The 18,220-nt window shown below is 33.7% G+C and carries 15 protein-coding genes and 1 pseudogene; 4 read left to right on the top strand and 12 right to left on the bottom strand.

Annotated features, from left to right (window positions below):
* The first annotated feature begins 11 nt into the window (after positions 1-11).
* Both ACZZ9T_RS05010 and ACZZ9T_RS05015 read left to right on the top strand, forming a co-directional pair.
* Entirely contained in the window at positions 12-665 is a 654-nt protein-coding gene (locus tag ACZZ9T_RS05010) for a phosphatidylserine decarboxylase family protein (protein WP_463441177.1), read from the top strand.
* Between the two features lie 193 nt (positions 666-858).
* The gene (locus ACZZ9T_RS05015) at positions 859-2,187 is read left to right on the top strand and encodes a peptide-N-glycosidase F-related protein (protein WP_463441178.1); all 1,329 of its coding nucleotides are present in this window, start codon (positions 859-861) and stop codon (positions 2,185-2,187) included.
* A gap of 52 nt (positions 2,188-2,239) precedes the next feature.
* Here the strand turns inward: ACZZ9T_RS05015 and ACZZ9T_RS05020 are convergent, their stop codons facing one another.
* From ACZZ9T_RS05020 to ACZZ9T_RS05035, 4 genes and pseudogenes are all read right to left on the bottom strand, one after another.
* Positions 2,240-2,587 (bottom strand): DUF1801 domain-containing protein, encoded by a 348-nt coding sequence (locus ACZZ9T_RS05020; RefSeq protein WP_463441179.1) that lies wholly within the window; start codon positions 2,585-2,587, stop codon positions 2,240-2,242.
* 22 nt (positions 2,588-2,609) lie between these two features.
* A pseudogene (locus tag ACZZ9T_RS05025) lies at positions 2,610-4,449 on the bottom strand (ABC transporter ATP-binding protein).
* A 50-nt stretch (positions 4,450-4,499) separates the two neighbouring features.
* On the bottom strand, positions 4,500-5,426 hold the full coding sequence (locus ACZZ9T_RS05030; protein ID WP_463441180.1) for a M28 family peptidase: 927 nt from the start codon (positions 5,424-5,426) through the stop codon (positions 4,500-4,502).
* 189 nt (positions 5,427-5,615) lie between these two features.
* Positions 5,616-6,005 (bottom strand): DUF4293 domain-containing protein, encoded by a 390-nt coding sequence (locus ACZZ9T_RS05035; protein WP_463441181.1) that lies wholly within the window; start codon positions 6,003-6,005, stop codon positions 5,616-5,618.
* Between the two features lie 146 nt (positions 6,006-6,151).
* Between ACZZ9T_RS05035 and rho the strand changes: the two genes are divergently transcribed.
* Both rho and ACZZ9T_RS05045 read left to right on the top strand, forming a co-directional pair.
* Positions 6,152-8,050 carry a transcription termination factor Rho gene (gene rho / locus ACZZ9T_RS05040; RefSeq protein WP_463441182.1) on the top strand — a complete coding sequence of 633 codons (1,899 nt, stop codon included), beginning with the start codon at positions 6,152-6,154 and terminating at the stop codon, positions 8,048-8,050.
* A 175-nt stretch (positions 8,051-8,225) separates the two neighbouring features.
* Positions 8,226-8,822, top strand: coding sequence for a superoxide dismutase (locus tag ACZZ9T_RS05045; protein WP_463441183.1), 597 nt, complete (start codon positions 8,226-8,228; stop codon positions 8,820-8,822).
* A 79-nt stretch (positions 8,823-8,901) separates the two neighbouring features.
* Here the strand turns inward: ACZZ9T_RS05045 and ACZZ9T_RS05050 are convergent, their stop codons facing one another.
* The 8 genes from ACZZ9T_RS05050 to ACZZ9T_RS05085 form a co-directional block, all read right to left on the bottom strand.
* Complete coding sequence (locus ACZZ9T_RS05050; RefSeq protein ID WP_463441184.1) at positions 8,902-10,725, bottom strand: T9SS type A sorting domain-containing protein; 1,824 nt, start codon at positions 10,723-10,725, stop codon at positions 8,902-8,904.
* Positions 10,722-11,696 (bottom strand): hypothetical protein, encoded by a 975-nt coding sequence (locus ACZZ9T_RS05055; RefSeq protein WP_463441185.1) that lies wholly within the window; start codon positions 11,694-11,696, stop codon positions 10,722-10,724. Before ACZZ9T_RS05055 ends, ACZZ9T_RS05050 begins: the two co-directional genes overlap by 4 nt.
* A 71-nt stretch (positions 11,697-11,767) precedes the next feature.
* Entirely contained in the window at positions 11,768-12,205 is a 438-nt protein-coding gene (locus ACZZ9T_RS05060; protein ID WP_463441186.1) for a T9SS type A sorting domain-containing protein, read from the bottom strand.
* 68 nt (positions 12,206-12,273) lie between these two features.
* A complete protein-coding gene (locus ACZZ9T_RS05065; protein ID WP_463441187.1) occupies positions 12,274-13,491 on the bottom strand; it encodes a hypothetical protein in 1,218 nt (405 codons plus the stop codon).
* Positions 13,488-14,339 carry a hypothetical protein gene (locus ACZZ9T_RS05070; RefSeq protein ID WP_463441188.1) on the bottom strand — a complete coding sequence of 284 codons (852 nt, stop codon included), beginning with the start codon at positions 14,337-14,339 and terminating at the stop codon, positions 13,488-13,490. The genes ACZZ9T_RS05065 and ACZZ9T_RS05070 overlap by 4 nt, the downstream gene beginning before the upstream one ends.
* A gap of 5 nt (positions 14,340-14,344) precedes the next feature.
* Positions 14,345-15,094 (bottom strand): hypothetical protein, encoded by a 750-nt coding sequence (locus tag ACZZ9T_RS05075; protein ID WP_463441189.1) that lies wholly within the window; start codon positions 15,092-15,094, stop codon positions 14,345-14,347.
* A gap of 32 nt (positions 15,095-15,126) precedes the next feature.
* Positions 15,127-16,911 (bottom strand): T9SS type A sorting domain-containing protein, encoded by a 1,785-nt coding sequence (locus ACZZ9T_RS05080; RefSeq protein WP_463441190.1) that lies wholly within the window; start codon positions 16,909-16,911, stop codon positions 15,127-15,129.
* Positions 16,912-16,914: 3 nt separating this feature from the next.
* Positions 16,915-17,688 (bottom strand): hypothetical protein, encoded by a 774-nt coding sequence (locus ACZZ9T_RS05085; protein WP_463441191.1) that lies wholly within the window; start codon positions 17,686-17,688, stop codon positions 16,915-16,917.
* Positions 17,689-18,220 lie beyond the last annotated feature (532 nt).

The raw sequence follows: 18,220 nt of genomic DNA on the forward strand, positions 1-18,220 counted from the left end.
TATATCCATTTATGAAATTACATAAAGAATCGAAAGGTACCATTGTAGTTGCCAGTTTACTGTTTGCGATCATTGCTGCCTTATCCATTTATTTTCTGGAAATGTATTCGTTACTGATCATTCTCCCTTTACTCATTGTTTACGGTCTGGTTTTTTGGTTCTTCAGAGTTCCCAATCGTGATATTTTAGATCATACAGAAAATGTAATTGCACCAGTAGACGGAAAAGTAGTGATGATCAAAGAAGTAGAGGAAACTGAGTTTTTAAAGGAAAAAGCCATTCAGGTTTCTATCTTTATGTCACCTTTAAATGTACATATCTGTCGTTTTCCGGTCTCAGGAAATGTAATTTACAAAAAATATCACCCAGGAAAATATCTGGTTGCATGGCACGAAAAATCTTCTACAGAGAACGAAAGAACGACCGTTGCAGTAGAAAGCATGACCCATCATAAAGTGGTTTTCAGACAGATTGCAGGTTATGTAGCGAGAAGGATTGTTTTCTATTGTAAAGAAGGCGATCTGGCAAAAGCAGGGCATGAGTTCGGATTTATCAAATTTGGTTCAAGAATGGATATTTTCCTGCCTTTAGATACCGAGATTATCTGCAAAATAGGCGATAAAACCAAAGGTGGAATCGATGTGATCGCCAGAATGAAAGATTAATAAAAAATGTAAAATATAATTTATAAAAGAGAAAACATCAACGTTTTCTCTTTTTTTCGTTTAAATATTAAAATTTTTTTAAGTAATAGATGATTTGGAATAATTTATTTATTTTGAATTTTTTATGTTTTTATTCTTGTTTATTTGGTGTTTTTGTTAGATATTTGACAAAAATATTACAAATTTAGTGTATATGAAAAAATTATTACTTTCTATTTTATTATTCTTATCATTTTTAATTACACAAGCACAAACTACAGTCAATGTTTTTTCTCAAATAGTGTTTTATGATGGTTATGCAGGCAACGTTACCAACCCGGTTCCTTCAAATACAATAAGGCTTGCCAATTACAGATATGCTAAAAAGCTGACGGATAATGAACTGAATTCTTTTCAAAATAAAATTCAGCTGAATGTAACGATCGGAGCGTTGTGTGATAATTATGACAGAATTGGTGGAATACATATCGCTTTAGTTCCGAAAAACCAAACGACTTATACGCTCAATGATCCTGCCGTAAAAAGATTTGAAATTGGAAGATATATAACGCCATTCATGAACAAAAACATTTCTCCTACTTCAGTACCATACACCTATGAAGTAGATAATCTGTACTCTGTTTTTAGAAATACTGCTCTTAGGAATATGTATGATATGTGGGTAGAACTTGATGTTTTTGGAGTTCCTTATGCAGCCAATACACAAGTTGCAGGATGCAGCGGCAGAAATGATGTTTTTGAAGGAACGCTTAATTTTGTCACCTACAATGATCCTGCAGTTCCTAATCAATATAATAATCTATTGCCTTTATTAGATTCTAACGAGTTGAATAATTATAATAATACTGATCAAGCAGGAGAAACTGTAAGGCTTGTTAATTTTAATTTAAATCAAAGTACAGGCAATGCCAAATTTTTTATCATTACGACTCCACATGGTGCAAATTCCGGTGGTGAAGAATATGTAAGAAGACAAAACTTAGTGTATTTAGATGATATTTCAATGTTAACATTTACACCCGGTGGTAAATCTTGTGAGCCCTACAGAATGTATAATACTCAGGGTAATGGAATTTATGGTAACTATCCGCAGAGCCCCGCTTGGTGGACTGCTTGGAATAATTGGTGTCCCGGAGACTCTGTTCCTATTAGAAGTTTTACGGCATTATCACTTTCGGGAGGAAATCATACTTTAAAATATGAAGTTCCGACTGCTGTTTTTAACGGACAGGATGGCAGAATTGTACTTTCTATCTACATGCAGAGTAATAATCAGCTTTTGGCGGTGAAAGATGTTTCAACGGTTGATGTCTCTGTTTTTCCGAATCCTACATCAGATTTTGTGAACATCAAATCAGATAAGAAAGTAAAGAATATCATCGTTTATTCTATTGAAGGAAGGAAATTAAGTGAAGTAAAAGATTCAAAAGTTGATCTCACAGCTTATCCATCAGGAACATATTTGCTTGATATTATATTGGAAGGTGGAACTCAGTTTAAACATAAAATTATCAGAAAATAATCATCACATAACTTGAAATAACAAAAGAGAAACATTGATAGGTTTCTCTTTTTTATTTGATGTGAAGTTTGACCTCGTTGATGAGCTCTAAAATAAATCCCAAAGGCAAATCTTCTTTCATGTCAATCAAAAGAATTTTAAACTTCTTTCTGCCTTCAGAAATCAGTTCAGCATGATCTAATCGATCGCCGTGATAAAAGCTGATGTAATGTTTCTTATACTTTTTGCTGTAGTAGAGGTAACACAGCATTTTCTTTTTAAACTTAAAAAAGGGAAGCCCGAAACTTAAAGTTTCAGTGATGTTTTCCGGGTCGGATTCTAAAATTTTCTTTCTTAAAAACAAAAGAGTACTTCTTTCAGGCTCGTCAATTCTGAAGAAGTACTCTTGTATGGGGTTCATTTTAAATTGAATTTAAAAAGATTTAATCAAAATTCTGAAGTTCTACCAGCTTGTGATAGGTTCCTCGTTTTGTCATAAGTTCCTGGTGAGTTCCCTGTTCCACAATATCGCCTTTTTCCATTACAACGATCCAGTCGGCTTTTTGAATGGTAGAAAGTCTGTGAGCAATCACTAAAGACGTTCTGTTTTCCATCATCTTCTCAAGCGCATCCTGTACAAATTTTTCAGACTCTGTATCTAAAGCGGAGGTAGCTTCGTCCAAAATCATAATCGGTGGGTTTTTAAGAACTGCTCGTGCAATAGAAACCCTTTGTTTTTGGCCACCGGAAAGTTTTCCTCCATCATCTCCGATATTGGTGTCGTAACCGTTCGGAAGTTGAGAAATGAATAAATCTGCATTGGCAATTTTGGCTGCAGCGATGACTTCGTCTTTCGTGGCTTCTGGTTTACCCATCAGAATATTGTTATAAACCGTATCGTTGAACAGAACTGATTCCTGAGTAACCATACCCAAAAGCTTCCTGTATTCTACGAGCTTTAAATGTTTGATGTTGGTTTCGTCAATCAAAATTTCGCCTTCAGAAACATCGTAAAATCGTGCTAAAAGATTGGCGATAGTTGTTTTTCCGCTTCCACTTTGCCCCACGAGTGCAACTGTTTTCCCTTTCGGAATAGTCAGATTAAAGTTTTTAAGAATTAAATTAGATTTATCGTAGTAAAAACCAATGTTTTTGAACTGAATATGAGCTTCAAGATTAGAAATTGAAACCGGTTCTGCAGCTTCTTCTATTTTCACATCAGCATCCAGAATTTCCAATACTCTGATGAGAGAAGCTTCGCCTTTCTGTACATTAGAGATAGAACTTGCCAAACTTTTAACTGGCGGTAAAATCTGGAAGAAAATACCCAGGAATACAAGGAAATCAGCAGGAGAAATGTTTTGTTCTACAATGATTTGTTTTCCGCCATACCACGCAATAATTAAGAAAGTAACAGATCCTAAAAACTCACTCATGGGCGATGCTAATTCCTTTTTTCTGCCTAATCTTATTGAACTGTTAATCCATTTCTGCATCGACTGCATAAAACGGTTGTTCATTATTTTTTCTGCATTAAAAATCTTAATGACTTTATTCGATTTTAAGGTTTCATCGACGATAGAAAAGATATTTCCCATCTCGTTCTGAGCTTCGTGAGAATCTTTTTTAAGGCTTTTTCCAATAAGGGCAATCATTGTTCCCATGATTGGTAAAACTAATAATGAAAAGAGCGTCATTTCCGGGCTTAAAAAGAATAAAGTAATCAATGTGCTGATAAGCATAAAAGGTGCATTGATAAGATCTACCAAACTTCCCAAGATACTGCCTTCTACATCACCAACATCATTTGACATCCGTGACATCATATCTCCTTTTCTGCTTTCTGTAAAGAATGATACAGGAAGAGAAAGAATTTTTCGGTACATCGCACCACGAAGGTCTTTGGTAACACCTACCCGGTAATTGATCAGTAAAAAAGAACCTAAATAACGGAAAACATTTCTTAGTAAAAACATGAATGCAGTGATGATACACAGCCATGCCAATACTTTTAAAGAACCATATTCAGTAACCAGAACTCTGAACATAGTAATTAGAGTATTCTTTTAAATAGGTGAAGAAATCTATGATGTCTCCCGAGTAAACGGGCGCAGATTCGTATTTTTCTGGTTTAATAGTTCCAAAAAGCATTCCTAAAACCGGAAGAATCGTCCCTAAAGAAGCAATCTGAAAAGCAGAATACATAAGGTTAAAAAACAAACTCCCGTAAATGTATTTTTGATGCGGTTTGGCAAATTTCAGTATTTTTTTATATTCGTTCATTCAATATAATTGGATAGCAAAATTAATTAAAATATAATGATAAGACGGTTTTAATTGAATTTTACTTTATCGTTATACTTTGGATTAAAGTTTTTTGGGTTTAATTTTTCCAGAGTTTTCCCGAAATTATTAATAAGCTGTGTCATATTTTCAAAATCCACCACATTAATATCGTCGTTTACCTGGTGATAATGTTTAATTTTGCTCATATCTGCAGTAGAAATAGAATGAGCGATGATTTTTTTCTTCACAAAACTTACGTTATCTGATCTGTAAAATAACTGCTCTGAAGCGTAAGGATCGGGGTAGATTTTTAGATCATTTACTGCATTTTCATTAAATAATTCGTCAAGGTCAGAAAATTCATCTCCTGTGATAAATACTGCATTTTTACCAAATTCAGATTCAGTTGCTACCATTTCAAAATTAAAAAGAGCAGAAAGATTTTGATATATTTTGTCTAAATTTTTATCTTCTGATATGGCTGTTGATCCCAACATACCTTTTTCTTCACCGTTGAATGCCATGAAAAGCATTGAGAATTCCGGTTTTTTGTTTTTGAAATAATCTGCGACGCCTACCAATGTTGTAATTCCGCTTGCATCGTCGTCTGCACCATTGTAAATAGTATCATCGCCTTCTTTTTTGCTCACTCCAATATGATCAAAATGTCCAGAAAAGCCTAAGGTTTTTTCAGATTTACCCTTTTTGATTCCGCAAACATTGTAAGCTATTTTTCCTTTATAATTGAATGGAACGAGGTAAGAATTTCCCGTACAGTATTCTAAATTGTTTTCTTTAAAAAGTTGAGCGATATACTTTGCCGCATTGTCGTTTTCAGCAGTTCCGATTTCCCGGCCTTTCATTTCGTCAGAAGCAAGAGTTGATATGACGGTTTTGATTCTTTCGGTAGAAACTTCCTGTGCAAAAGCAGTTGCAGAGAAAAGAGACAGCATAAGATAAGTGAGTTTTTTCATGTTAAATATTTATTTTAAATGGATATGTCGAAGTTTTTAATGAATTGTTGCATCATACTTTGTCAAATAACAATCATGTGATCTTGGCAAATTTAAATAAAAACTCTGCATCTGTACGAATCTGTTGTATAAGTAAAAAAAACAGCTCCCAAAGGAAGCTGTTCTTACTCAAAAAAAATCATTGTTAAGTTATCGAAGTCTGTCTACAGATTTTACGAGCCTCTCATCTTTTTTGATAAATAAGTTTGCCAAAAACAAACAGATTACCGCAATCAATGGGAAAACCGGCTCAATACCCTTCTCAGGAAAATCTATTCCTCCGGATAAGTTTTGCACCCAGTACAACAATATACCAATCAACAAAGCGTTTATAATGATGCTGATGGTATTCAGCATGATTTGTCTTTTTCTGTTTTTAAAGCTAAACAAACTAAATGCGCCTACCAAAACCAAAACAATTGATAGGATGCTGATTATCGGAGTCTTTCCGAAAACTTCTACATCCTGTCCTGTAATATATAGGAAAGCTGCCGCTAAAACCGACAGTAAAATCCAAATAGTCTGTATTCTTTGTAACATAGAATTTTAAATTCAGATGCAAAAATAACATAAATTTTGCACAATTCAAAAATAAGTGTAGATTTGCAATATACAATGTACTTGAAAACAAAAGTCACCGGACTTACTTTTCTTACTCACAACTAATTACATTTTTTACTTTATATATGTTTAACATAGAAACGTTAAGGTCAAAATCCGTAACGGAATTGGCTAAAATTCTAAAAGATTTAGGCGTTAAGGTTGCAAGAAACAGCACAGATAATGATAAAATATTCGCTGTTCTTGATTTTCAGGCTTCTAACCCTAAAGTTGCAAAAGATTACTTCAATACCACAGAAAGTAACACAGAACCTGAAGAGAAACCTGCCACAGCAGAAAAAACAGTGAAAGCTGCACCTAAAAAATCTGCTCCCAAAAAGGCACCGAGACCAAAAGCTGCTGCCGAAAATCCAGCAGAAGCAGAACCTGCGAAAAAAGACGAGCCAGCTGAAGAAAAGCCAGCTGCTGCAGAAGCGGCGATTCAGGAAGATGCAAAAGAGCAGACCGAAGAAAGGCCTTTGAACAATGCATCAAAACAAAAAAGAAAAAGAGTAGCTCCTGCTAATAATCCTGAAAATCAGGTTCAGGAAAAAGTAGAAACTCAGGCAAATACAGATTCTCAAGCTGAAGCTGCAACTCCGGCTCCGACACAGGCGAGAGAAGAAAGACCTAAAAGACCACAACAACAAGGTCAGAATCCTAATCAAAAAGGACCAAACCAACCGCAGCAAAACGGTGGGAACCCTCAAAACAGGAATCAGAATAATAATCAGAATCCTAACCAAAACAATAATCAGAATCCCAATCAAAACCAGAATTCTAATCCTAATCAAAACCAAAACCCTAATCAGAATCAGAACAGAAATTCTGAAAGACAGGAAGAGAATGAATCCAGAAAAGAATTCAATTTCGACGGAATGGTTAGTATTGAAGGCGTATTAGAAATATTACCTGATAACTATGGTTTCCTGAGGTCTTCAGATTTCAGTTATATTTCATCTCCGGACGATGTGTATGTTTCTACTGCACAAATCAGGAATTTTGGGTTAAAAACAGGGGATACGGTAAGAGGTATTGTGCGTTTGCCGAAAGAAGGTGAAAAATATTTTTCTTTATTAAAGCCGGTTGAAGTTAACGGGCGTGATTTGGCATTCATTAAAGATCGTGTCGCTTTTGAATATTTAACTCCGCTTTTCCCTGAAGAGAAATTTAATCTTTCTGGAGATAATTCTACGATGTCTACAAGAATCGTTGATTTATTTGCGCCAATCGGAAAAGGTCAGAGAGCAATGATCGTTGCCCAGCCAAAAACCGGTAAAACAATGTTGCTGAAAGATATTGCCAATTCTATCGCAGCCAATCACCCTGAAGTTTATATGATGGTACTTTTGATTGACGAACGTCCTGAAGAGGTTACCGATATGGAAAGAAGTGTAAATGCAGAAGTAATCGCTTCTACATTTGATGAAGCAGCAGATAAGCACGTGAAAGTTGCCAACCTTGTTTTGGCTAAAGCCCAGAGAATGGTAGAATGCGGTCACGATGTGGTTATTTTATTAGACTCAATCACCAGATTAGCAAGAGCTTATAATACCGTAACTCCAGCGTCTGGAAAAGTTCTTTCGGGTGGTGTAGATGCAAATGCGTTACACAAACCGAAGAGGTTCTTTGGTGCAGCAAGAAAAATTGAAAACGGCGGATCGCTGACAATTATTGCAACCGCATTGATCGATACAGGTTCTAAAATGGATGAGGTTATTTTTGAAGAATTCAAAGGTACCGGCAACATGGAACTTCAATTAGACAGAAAAATTGCCAACAGAAGAATTTATCCTGCTATTGATTTGGTGTCTTCCAGTACAAGGAGAGATGATTTATTGCTGGATGAGGTAACTTCACAGAGAATGTGGATTTTCAGAAAATATCTTTCAGAAATGAATCCTGTCGAAGCCATGGAATTTGTAAATAAAAATATCAGAGGTACTCTGAACAACGAAGAATTTTTAATGTCTATGAATAGATAGATATATTAATATTGTTTAAACGAAGCACAGATTTTGGTCTGTGCTTTTTTATTTGGTGTAAATCTAAAATTCCTAATTATTTATCAATGTTAAAGATTTATTAAAATAATCTGTAATTGTTGATATTGGCTTAAATATTGGCTAAATTTACCTATTAACATTAAAAATTAAATTTATGTCATTTGAATTACCAAAATTAGGATACTCTTACGATGCTCTTGAGCCAACGATTGATGCAAAAACTATGGAAATTCACCATACAAAGCACCATCAAGCATATATCGATAATTTAAATAAAGCGATTGAAGGAACTGATCTTGCAGAATTGTCAATTGAAGATATCTGTAGAAACGGTGTTGAAAAGCCGGCAGTTAGAAATAATGGAGGTGGTCACTTCAATCACTCTTTATTCTGGGAAATTTTAACTCCAGGCGGAAGCAAAGAGCCAGTGGGAAGTGTAAAAGCTGCTATTGAAAATTACGGTGGCCTTGAAAAATTTAAAAATGATTTTTCTGATGCTGCAAAAACAAGATTTGGCTCGGGTTGGGCTTGGTTGGTGAAAAATGAAGACGGATCTGTATCTGTAACTTCTACTCAAAACCAGGATAATCCATTAATGCCAATTGCAGATTCAAAAGGAACTCCGGTTTTAGGATTAGATGTTTGGGAACATGCTTATTATTTAAACTACCAAAACAGAAGACCTGATTATGTAGCTGCATTCTTTGAAGTAGTCAACTGGGATAAAGTTGAAGAGTTATTTAATAAATAATCAACTTGATTTAGAAATAACAAAAAAGGTTCAGAATTATTCTGAACCTTTTTTGTTATACTTTTTTGATGTACTGTCTTTATTTTACAATCACTTTTTTAGTGGTTATTTTATTATTAACATTAATTTTTAGTAAATAGACAGCTCTTGGTAAGCTTTGCACATTTACTTGAGTTGAGCTTCCTTTCAGAATACTTTTCCCTGAAACATCAAATAATTCCCAAGAAATGATCTTTTCATTTCCTGAATCTATGTTGATGTATGTGGATGTAGGGTTGGGGTGTATTTTAATGTATGACTCAATGGAAGTGCTTTTTGTAATTGTTTTTGATTGTTTTCTTTGAGCTTCTGAAAAACTATTACTTTCATCACAACGGGCAATATATGCATGAAAATTACCAGATTGATGGCTTGTAGCATAAAATCCTGCAGTTCCGTTTGGGGCTGGTTTTAATATTATTTCATATCCTGCTCTAAATTCTACGTTAAGATTAGGGTTTATTAAAGATTCGGAGGTGATGCAGCAACTAGCCTGAAAATTTGTTGATGTTTGAATCGGCTGATTAGTTGTAAAATACCAATCTTCTCTACATGGTGTAGGACAGTTTTTAAAAGAAACATCAGGACCTGGTGGATTAGTGTTATTTGCAATAATAGGTGTTTGTGATACTCCATTAATTGTGTAATTCAAAAGTGCTCTAATGTTAAAATCTGTATTAATGTTGTAACCATTTGGGTAAAAGTTATCATAATTAAGATTGGTAGAAAAAAAACCACTCGGTGCAGATGAATTAATAATGGTACTTACCACATTATTAGAGCTGTCAAGAACTTGTATAGTAACATTTGTAAAAAAAGCATTATTAGGCAAAGAGATATTGCCAGTAATTGGAAGGGGAAAGGTTGGGCAACCCCTAATGATTGGGTTTAAGGAAATATTTGGATTAAATGCAGGTTGATTACATGTAAACCCACAAAAATCATCAAAATATCCATATCCCCAGTGTGCACTTCCACCACAGTCTGCCATGATAATTTGCAGTGTTACAGTCTGTCCCATCAATCCAGATGTGTTTATACGCTCACATAACCAATTGGTATAAAATATCTGAGTGTTCTGTTGATTGATAAAAAATGTATTGCCAGGATTTAGCATTACATTTCGAGTGTAAACAGGAATGTTATTGCTATTTAGTAATCTTACTTGATAATAAGGATTATCTCCGGTAGCAAAATGACTCATGGAATCTCCAAAAACCAAAGCGTATGCAAAGCTGATATTATTTTCATTTACTACAAACTGTCTTGTAAGCATTGATACATCATATTGCCCATTAACACTGTTATTCACCCTAATTGCATATGTTCCGGTATTCACCCTCGCTAGGGCTGAACCAATTAATGGATCTGGAACCGTATTGTCAACCAAAGTAACAAATGATTGGGGTGAGGCTGGAGGAAACATATTGTAAACCGACCAGTTTGGCGGATTGTAAGCTCTAGTTCCCATGCTAAATCCTGCAGTTGTTCCAGTTTCAAAACCACCATTCACACATTGTTGTTTAAGTGTTGTAGCATAAAAATATTTTAATTTCTCTGGGTTTTGTTGAAAAAAAACATCTCTTAATTTTTGTTTTTTTGCGTAAAGTAATGCTTCTTGATAAGAATTCCCCGATAAAGAATTTCCATCTTCATCTTTCATGTTATTTACATTGTTTATTACTTCTGTAAAATCATAAGCATTGATGTTCTGATTAATAAAAACTTGAATTTCATTTTCTATAATCTGCACTTGGTTTAAACGAGTGGTTTCTTCCTGCAAGTATAGCTCTTCATATGATTGTGCAAACGTTTTTAACAAACAGAAAAGCAGAGCAAAAACGATATATATTTTTGTTCTCATAACTTATTTGTTTGTTTATTATTAGAATTCTCAAGCGTCTCAATTCTCTTTTGTTGCTCTTTAATCATCTTATTCTGCTCAATCGTGTAGAGAGTTAATTCTTCGATCTTTTGTAACAACTTAATTTGGAACTCACCCACATTTACACCTTCCTTTTCCATTTCTTTTGCAGAAGCAATTTCTGGTAAATGTTTTTTCTCTTTGATATGTTTTTCAACATCTTCTAATTTTGGGAGATTGTATTTTTCTTCAAATACAAAATCTGCAGTTGGGGTAAGTGTTACTTTTATTTCTTTTGCTTCTAATTTCCCTTGCAGATAAGCATTACCATTAGTATTAATAAAGAATTTTGGATTTGACTCACCTCCTGTAAATATCCTAACACCTTTAAATCCTGCCATCCATAATTCTGCACCAGCTGTCACAGATGCAGCAAGAATACCGTAATGTGGCATGGATACTGTAGAATTAAGTACAGGGACATCAGCTGTCGTAACATCAAATCTAGTATCGTCCTGTAAACTTAAAGCAGAACTCCCAATTGCATAAATGTCACCATTCACGGTTAATCTTCTCGTAGGATTCAATGTATTAATTCCGACATTTCCTGTACGATCTATTCTAATCCTTTCCTGGGTTCCTGTAGATAAACTTACGCCAAAATATCCCGAAAGATTAGTTCCTGGACCTGTACCATTTGAAATTCCTGTAGGATATATTCCTAATAATGATAATCCGTAATTTGAAATGCCATTGGTTTTATCAGTTGTATTAAATCCGACATTTAAAATTGAACTTCCTGTTACACTTATATCTCCCTCAACTTGTAATTTTGATGATGGGTCCGAAACGCCAATCCCAACATTTCCGGTAATAGGATTTGAGGTAACGGGTGCTCCGTTCGGAGAATAAAGTTGTGCAGATAATGTAGCCGAAGCAAAAATCGCTAATGATAAAATTTGTTTTTTCATGGTAAATTTATAATGATTTTATTGTTAATAAATCTAAAGAAAAGAGGCTCTAGCAATTGAGCCTCCTTATATTATTTTACAAGAACTTTTTTGGTGACTTGGTTATTTTTAGTATTTATTTTTAATAAATATGTGGCTCTTGGTAAACTTTGCACATTTACTTGATTAGAAGTTCCTTTCAGAATACTTCTCCCTGAAACATCAAATAATTCCCAAGAAGTGATTTTATCATTTCCTGAATCTATATTGATGTATGTAGATGATGGATTTGGATATATATCAATTTGCTTATCCAAAGTTTTTCTTTCTTCCATATCTAAATCTAAAACCATTTCTTTTTGATTTTGATTATCATTAAAAATTTTAGAAGTAGCATCACCTTCGGTACAACGTGCAATAAAAGCATGATAATTTGCTCTTAATTGAATATGGGTACCAGATAAAAGATTTATAGTTTGTCCTGCTTGCATGGAAATGTTATATCCAGCTCCAACTGTATAAGTATCCAAAGTTGTGATGTTGTCTCCAACTACATAATTGAAATTTGTATTTGGTTCTGATGTCAGTGTTAAACTATCTATACAAGGATAGTAAGTAGACCTATTTTCAGTAATAAGTTGGGAAGGCCATATCTACAAATTCCGTTACCCAGATTTACAGAATTCATTGTTACGCTCATATTCGAACCATATATCTCCGGATTATTTATAATTCCTAAAAAGCTACTACCAAATCTATTTATATAAATATTCCCATATTTATTTCGTTGAAGATTTGTGTAAGTAGCTGATAAAGGTGTTGTTGGGCCATTAAAAATTTGTAAAGAATTCACATTGCCTGTTGAAGAGTTTAGTAAATCCACCGCAAATATTGATGTGTTTGCTAAGAACAAAACTGAACCATGTGTATTAAATTCTGGCAGATAACTTCGAGTTGAATTTACATTTAAAGAATAATTATTGGTCACTAATCCTGTGCTAGAATTGAACGAAACAACTCTGTTAACAAGATTCAAAGTGCTGTTAGGATTTACGCTATCTTGCCAAAGTGATACACAAATATAATGGGAGAAATTTTGATTATTCAATTTTGGAGAAGCTTTTATGCTATAGCCTGCTCGAGCACCTAAATTTCCCGGAAAATTTAGATTGCTAGTAACAGGTACGCCAGAAAATCCCGTATTGTCAATTCGATAGCTAAATAGGTTATTTCCACTAGGAATGAGAACCCAGTAGGTATTGGCATTAGATCCAGCAACAATTGTAACTGCTTCTGAGCGAAAGTTATTCCCAAGATTATCTAAAATTGGAACATTTTTAAAGTTTTGTAAAACTGCACCCAATGGTAACCCGCCAACAACGGGACCAAGTGACATATCTACGATTGAATATGAAATCCATTGAGGAAGAGGATTATTAGGATTATTAAAATTCTCGTCCTCTGGAGTGACAAAAACATAAAATTGATTGCTATTGGCTGGATTTTTTACAATTGCCAACTGTTGCGACGAAGCTCCTCCTGAAAGTCCAGTTCCGTTTAGCATTGGTTGATGCTGTCGATTCCAAATTGTTTGCGAGTTACAGTAAAAAAGCAAATTTCCATTTGTGTCGCTTGCTGTTCCAGAGGCTTCAGACGTATTCATTTGGCTATTGCTCACAGATATAGGCGTAGTTGGATTGGAAAAATTTACAGCAGCTTGATTTCCAAAATACCAATTATCGTTCTCTCCCTGTGCAAAAGTTGTGATAAAAACTAAGTTTAACACAAATGCTAGAAAAATACTTTTCGTTTTCATCGATTATCTGTTTTGTTATTATTAGAATTCATCTTTTTTTTAAGCAATTCTATTTCCTCCTTTTGAATTTTCAGTTGCTTATTTTGCTCAATCGTATAAAGCGTCAATTCTTCGATTTTTTGTAACAACTTAATTTGGAACTCACCCACATTTACCCCTTCTTTTTCCATTTCTTTTGCAGAAGCAATTTCTGGTAAATGTTTTTTCTCTTTGATATGTTTTTCAACATCTTCTAATTTTGGGAGATTGTATTTTTCTTCAAATACAAAATCGGCAGTTGGGGTGAGAGTAACTTTTATTTCTTTAGCTTCTAATTTTCCTTGTAGGGCGGCGTTATCCCCTTTTACTAAAAAGGTATTTCCTACTCTTGTTCCACCAGAAAAATCATTATTATAATTTAATGCTAATACGTTGTTGGTGTCATGTACAATTGCTCTTCCACCTTGTCCATTTTGCTCATATTTCAATTCTAAATCACCAGCTCCGTTATAAAAAAAGTAATTATTATTGCTTCTTACTTTGAAATCTCCGCGAACATCTAAGGTATGTTGTGGGTCTTCTGTATTAATTCCGGTGGCACCAGTGTTTGCAACATATAATGTTCCCCATAATGATTTTAGTTTTACTGAGCCTTGAGTTGTAAAGTTTATACCACCCCACCAATTTGTGTCCAAAACATATCCAGCAGGTGTGAGTGTGTTTGATATACGGTAGTTTTGATGTTCTGATGGATAATCTCTGGCTTGTCTTCCAATTAAATTTGTAAAAAAAGTATTATCATCAAGAGTTTGTTGTGCCTGAAAAGTTATAGATGATAATAAAATTGCTGTTAATAGGATTTTTTTCATAGTTTTTAGTTTTTATTAATTTTAGATTCTAGTTCTTTGATTCTTTTATTCTGTTCAATTGTGTAAAGCGTCAATTCCTCAATTTTTTGTAATAATAAGTTAGTCATTTCACCCACTTTTAGCCCGTTTTCTTTAATTTCCTTAGATGAAGGAATGCTTGGTAGATGATTATTTTCTCTAGTAAATTTTTCAACATCTTCAAGAGTAAGCATTTTGTATTGGGGATTCAAAGCAGAGTTACCGGTATAATACTTTTCAAATACGTAATCCGCAGGAACATTTAAGTCTACCTTTATTTCTTCAGCATGTATTAACCCCTTTACAGTTAGTTTTGAGTCTGGATTTAATGAGCCAATTCCTACATTTCCATTATTAAGTATGGTCATTCTAGGTAAGGAACGTGTGAAAAATCGAATCCCATCATTACCAGAAGCCCAAAGTTCTGCAGAATATGATGTTGTAGGTGCAGCAATTCCATATTGTGCCATTGAGTAAGTAGGTATAGATAATGATGGTATAGTTGTATTGGTGACAGCAAATCTTGCATCATCTCCAAAATTTATAACTGCTGGTCCATCAAGATACATATCTCCATTTGAAATATGTAGTTTTCGCAAAGGATTGTTATGACCAATCGCAATATTCCCGGTTGCCGGATTTGATGTTGTACCACTAATACTTCCTGTTGGAGTATAAATTTGAGCTGATAAAAATGCTGAAGCAAAAATTGCTAATGATAAAAATTGTTTTTTCATAATAATTTTAGATGTTTAGTTGTAGAATAGAGTCAATTTAAGATTACTTTTTTGGTGACTTGTTTGCTTTCAGTGTTTATTTTTAATAAATACGTTGTTCTTGGCAAACTCTGTACATTTATTTGTTTAGAATTTCCTTTTAGAATATTCTTCCCCGATAGGTCATATAGTTTCCAGGCAACAACCTTTTCGTTTCCTGAATCTATATTGATGTATGTAGATGCAGGATTAGGGAATATCTTAACTTCTGAAACTGATAATGATTTTGAAAGGTTTTTACCTTCAATGTCCATTAAAGATTCATTATTCTTAGCGAAATTTTCGATTATTCCGTCACATGGACCAATGTAGGCACGGAATAAGCTGCCTCGAGTAGCTTTTACATGAAAACCCATAAGTAGAGTTACATTTTGACCCGCCTTATAGTTTACAATTAAATCATCATTTATTGCTGAAGATGCAATAATAGATTGACCTGCTTGAAAATTTTGAGAAGCTGTTATCTGTTGTGTAATAGTACGAATATCAGGACAGGTGTTTACATTATTTAAATGTGGAACTAATTGAGGAAATGAATAGCCATTTTTTGTTTGAGTAAGTTGAGGATATATTTCTTCAACAAAAGAATTTATGAAATTATTTGGACTGTTTATAACCTTCCATTCGTAAGAATTATTAAGAATTGTCGATCCGGGAGTACTATCCCATCCAAAATTCACTGCTCTAGTTCCGGTTGTTGGATATCCTATATAGGCTCCAATCGCATAGATTTTTCCGTTTTCTGCTCTTTGTAGTGAAAAACTTCTTCCATATGTGGTACTCGGACTCGTTCCAAAAATACCATCAGCAATTCTGTATTTGTGGAAAGCGGAGGTTGCTGCCGGATTGACGCATAAACATCCATCCCAACTGGTAAAATAAATGATTTCACTATTAGCTGAAAACTCAATGCTATTATTGAAGTCTGAATGGTCTACATATTGTGATTGTGTGATACCAAAACTATTAACAAGAATATTTTGTTGATTCGTAATTGCCCCACTAGTATTATTAAAATCATATAAATAAATACCTTTGTTAGGGTTATTATTTATTCGTGTCACTAATTTTTTGCTATCCGGGGATATTTTAAAGAAATTGCCATAATTTGTTGCTGGGCTTATAACAGGAGTAACGTTTAAGCCAATTGGTGTCAGTCTGTAAGAGAGAAAGTTTCCGTTATTTGCTGTTATAATCCAGTAAGAATTTCCATCGCTCCCAATTGTAGATGTCAATGCATTAGTAGGCGAATTGCTAAATAATATATTTTTTGACGTGACTGCACCCAAACCTCCCGCTAAAGTCATATCAACAATAGCGTATCTCAATCCATAATTGTATGATGTCAGGTCAGAATTAATGCCCTGATCATCAATCTTCTTATTGCCATTAATATAAAAGACATAAAATATAGAATTAGAGCCGGGTAATGGAACTATTATTGAAGATTGATCAGAAGGATTGCCGAAAGTGTTAAAAGAATTGTTATTAATTCCAAAAAGATCATCCCCATTTATCATAACCAGATTATTCCTATTATAAATTTTATAACCATCACTATAAAAAAGTAATTGGCCTGTATTTTTATCACTAATCACAGAACTCGCATATCTTATATATGGATTTATATTTGTAGCATGTGTAAAACCGTTTGGTGTGCTGCTATCAAATTGCCAATTGTTATTTCCAAACCTCCAGTTGTCATTTTCATGTTGTGCAAATGTGAAATTTCCACAAAAACTGATGAAAAGAAAAAGTAAACATATTTTTGTTTTCATAAGTTATTTATTATTGTTATTAAAATTTTCAAGTTTTTCGATTCTTTTCTGCTGTTCTTTAATAAGCCTATTTTGTTCTTTCGTAATCTTATTCTGCTCAATAGTATAAAGCGTCAATTCTTCAATTTTCTGCAGCAATTTAATCTGAAACTCACCCACATTTACACCTTCCTTTTCCATTTGTTTAGCAGAAGCTATTTCCGGTAAATGCTTTTTTTCCTTAATGTGTTTTTCGACATCTTCTAATTTTGGAAGATTGTATTTTTTTTCAAACACAAAATCGGCTGTTGGGGTAAGGGTTACTTTTATTTCTTTTGCTTCAAATTTTGCGTCTACTTTTACATTATCAGAAAAAGAAGATTTACCATTTACATCTAATTTGTACTGAGGAGATAAAGTTCCAATACCCACATTTCCTAATCCATCTATTCTCATTCTCTCGTTATATCCGGTAAAAAAACTTACGCCATAAAAGCCAGACAGTCCAACTCCTGGTCCGAAAAGCCCCCCTCCAATGGGATATATTCCTAACAATGACATCCCATAATTTGCAATTCCGTTTGTTTTGTCTGTTGTATTAAAACCTATATTTAAAATTGGACCTCCTGTCGCACTTATGTCTCCTCCTACCTGTAATTTCGATGAAGGATCCGAAACGCCAATTCCAACGTTGCCGGTAGTGGGATTTGAGGTAACCAGAGCACCATTCGGAGAATAAAGCTGTGCAGATAATGTAACTGACGCAAATATTGCTAATGCTAAAAATTGTTTTTTCATGATGATGATTTAATGTTAATTTTATGATTTATTTGTTGATGAAATTATATCATCTAATTGATTTTCAGGAAGATCTACACCCAATAATTAGTATGTAATCAGCATTTAAATATCATACTCATACAGTAGTGAAATAAATAATGCGTTTACATAAAGAATAATATCCAATACAAAATATGTTTAGATGGAGACGTCTACTAAAAAGATTAATTAGAGTGTATCTGCGAAAGTATACTGAAGTTTTGCTGCAGATGTATTACTGAGAGCACTGGTGTTTTTGCTATGGAATTTTTCAAGGTTAATAGTTTTGTGTGGTTATTTTACGAATGTATGGAATAATAATAACTTACCAAACTATATTTTGAGAATTATAAGTTAACTTTTGTTAAATTTAGAAATATATATTACTATATTCATTTTACGTTAATTTATTTTTAATAATTAATGTTTTAAAGTATTTTATTCATAAAAATACTTGCTTCAGCTTTACCAATCTAATTCAATTTAATTTATTATCTCAATTAATAAAAAC

The sequence above is a fragment of the Chryseobacterium sp. AC417 genome (assembly GCF_979258215.1).

Excerpts from the sequence above, each read along its gene's own strand:
- ACZZ9T_RS05010 (WP_463441177.1), top strand. The coding sequence starts at position 12 with ATGAAATTACATAAAGAATCGAAAGGTACCATTGTAGTTGCCAGTTTA.
- ACZZ9T_RS05015 (WP_463441178.1), top strand. The coding sequence starts at position 859 with ATGAAAAAATTATTACTTTCTATTTTATTATTCTTATCATTTTTAATT.
- ACZZ9T_RS05020 (WP_463441179.1), bottom strand. The coding sequence starts at position 2,587 with ATGAACCCCATACAAGAGTACTTCTTCAGAATTGACGAGCCTGAAAGA.
- ACZZ9T_RS05030 (WP_463441180.1), bottom strand. The coding sequence starts at position 5,426 with ATGAAAAAACTCACTTATCTTATGCTGTCTCTTTTCTCTGCAACTGCT.
- ACZZ9T_RS05035 (WP_463441181.1), bottom strand. The coding sequence starts at position 6,005 with ATGTTACAAAGAATACAGACTATTTGGATTTTACTGTCGGTTTTAGCG.
- rho (WP_463441182.1), top strand. The coding sequence starts at position 6,152 with ATGTTTAACATAGAAACGTTAAGGTCAAAATCCGTAACGGAATTGGCT.
- ACZZ9T_RS05045 (WP_463441183.1), top strand. The coding sequence starts at position 8,226 with ATGTCATTTGAATTACCAAAATTAGGATACTCTTACGATGCTCTTGAG.
- ACZZ9T_RS05050 (WP_463441184.1), bottom strand. The coding sequence starts at position 10,725 with ATGAGAACAAAAATATATATCGTTTTTGCTCTGCTTTTCTGTTTGTTA.
- ACZZ9T_RS05055 (WP_463441185.1), bottom strand. The coding sequence starts at position 11,696 with ATGAAAAAACAAATTTTATCATTAGCGATTTTTGCTTCGGCTACATTA.
- ACZZ9T_RS05065 (WP_463441187.1), bottom strand. The coding sequence starts at position 13,491 with ATGAAAACGAAAAGTATTTTTCTAGCATTTGTGTTAAACTTAGTTTTT.
- ACZZ9T_RS05070 (WP_463441188.1), bottom strand. The coding sequence starts at position 14,339 with ATGAAAAAAATCCTATTAACAGCAATTTTATTATCATCTATAACTTTT.
- ACZZ9T_RS05075 (WP_463441189.1), bottom strand. The coding sequence starts at position 15,094 with ATGAAAAAACAATTTTTATCATTAGCAATTTTTGCTTCAGCATTTTTA.
- ACZZ9T_RS05080 (WP_463441190.1), bottom strand. The coding sequence starts at position 16,911 with ATGAAAACAAAAATATGTTTACTTTTTCTTTTCATCAGTTTTTGTGGA.
- ACZZ9T_RS05085 (WP_463441191.1), bottom strand. The coding sequence starts at position 17,688 with ATGAAAAAACAATTTTTAGCATTAGCAATATTTGCGTCAGTTACATTA.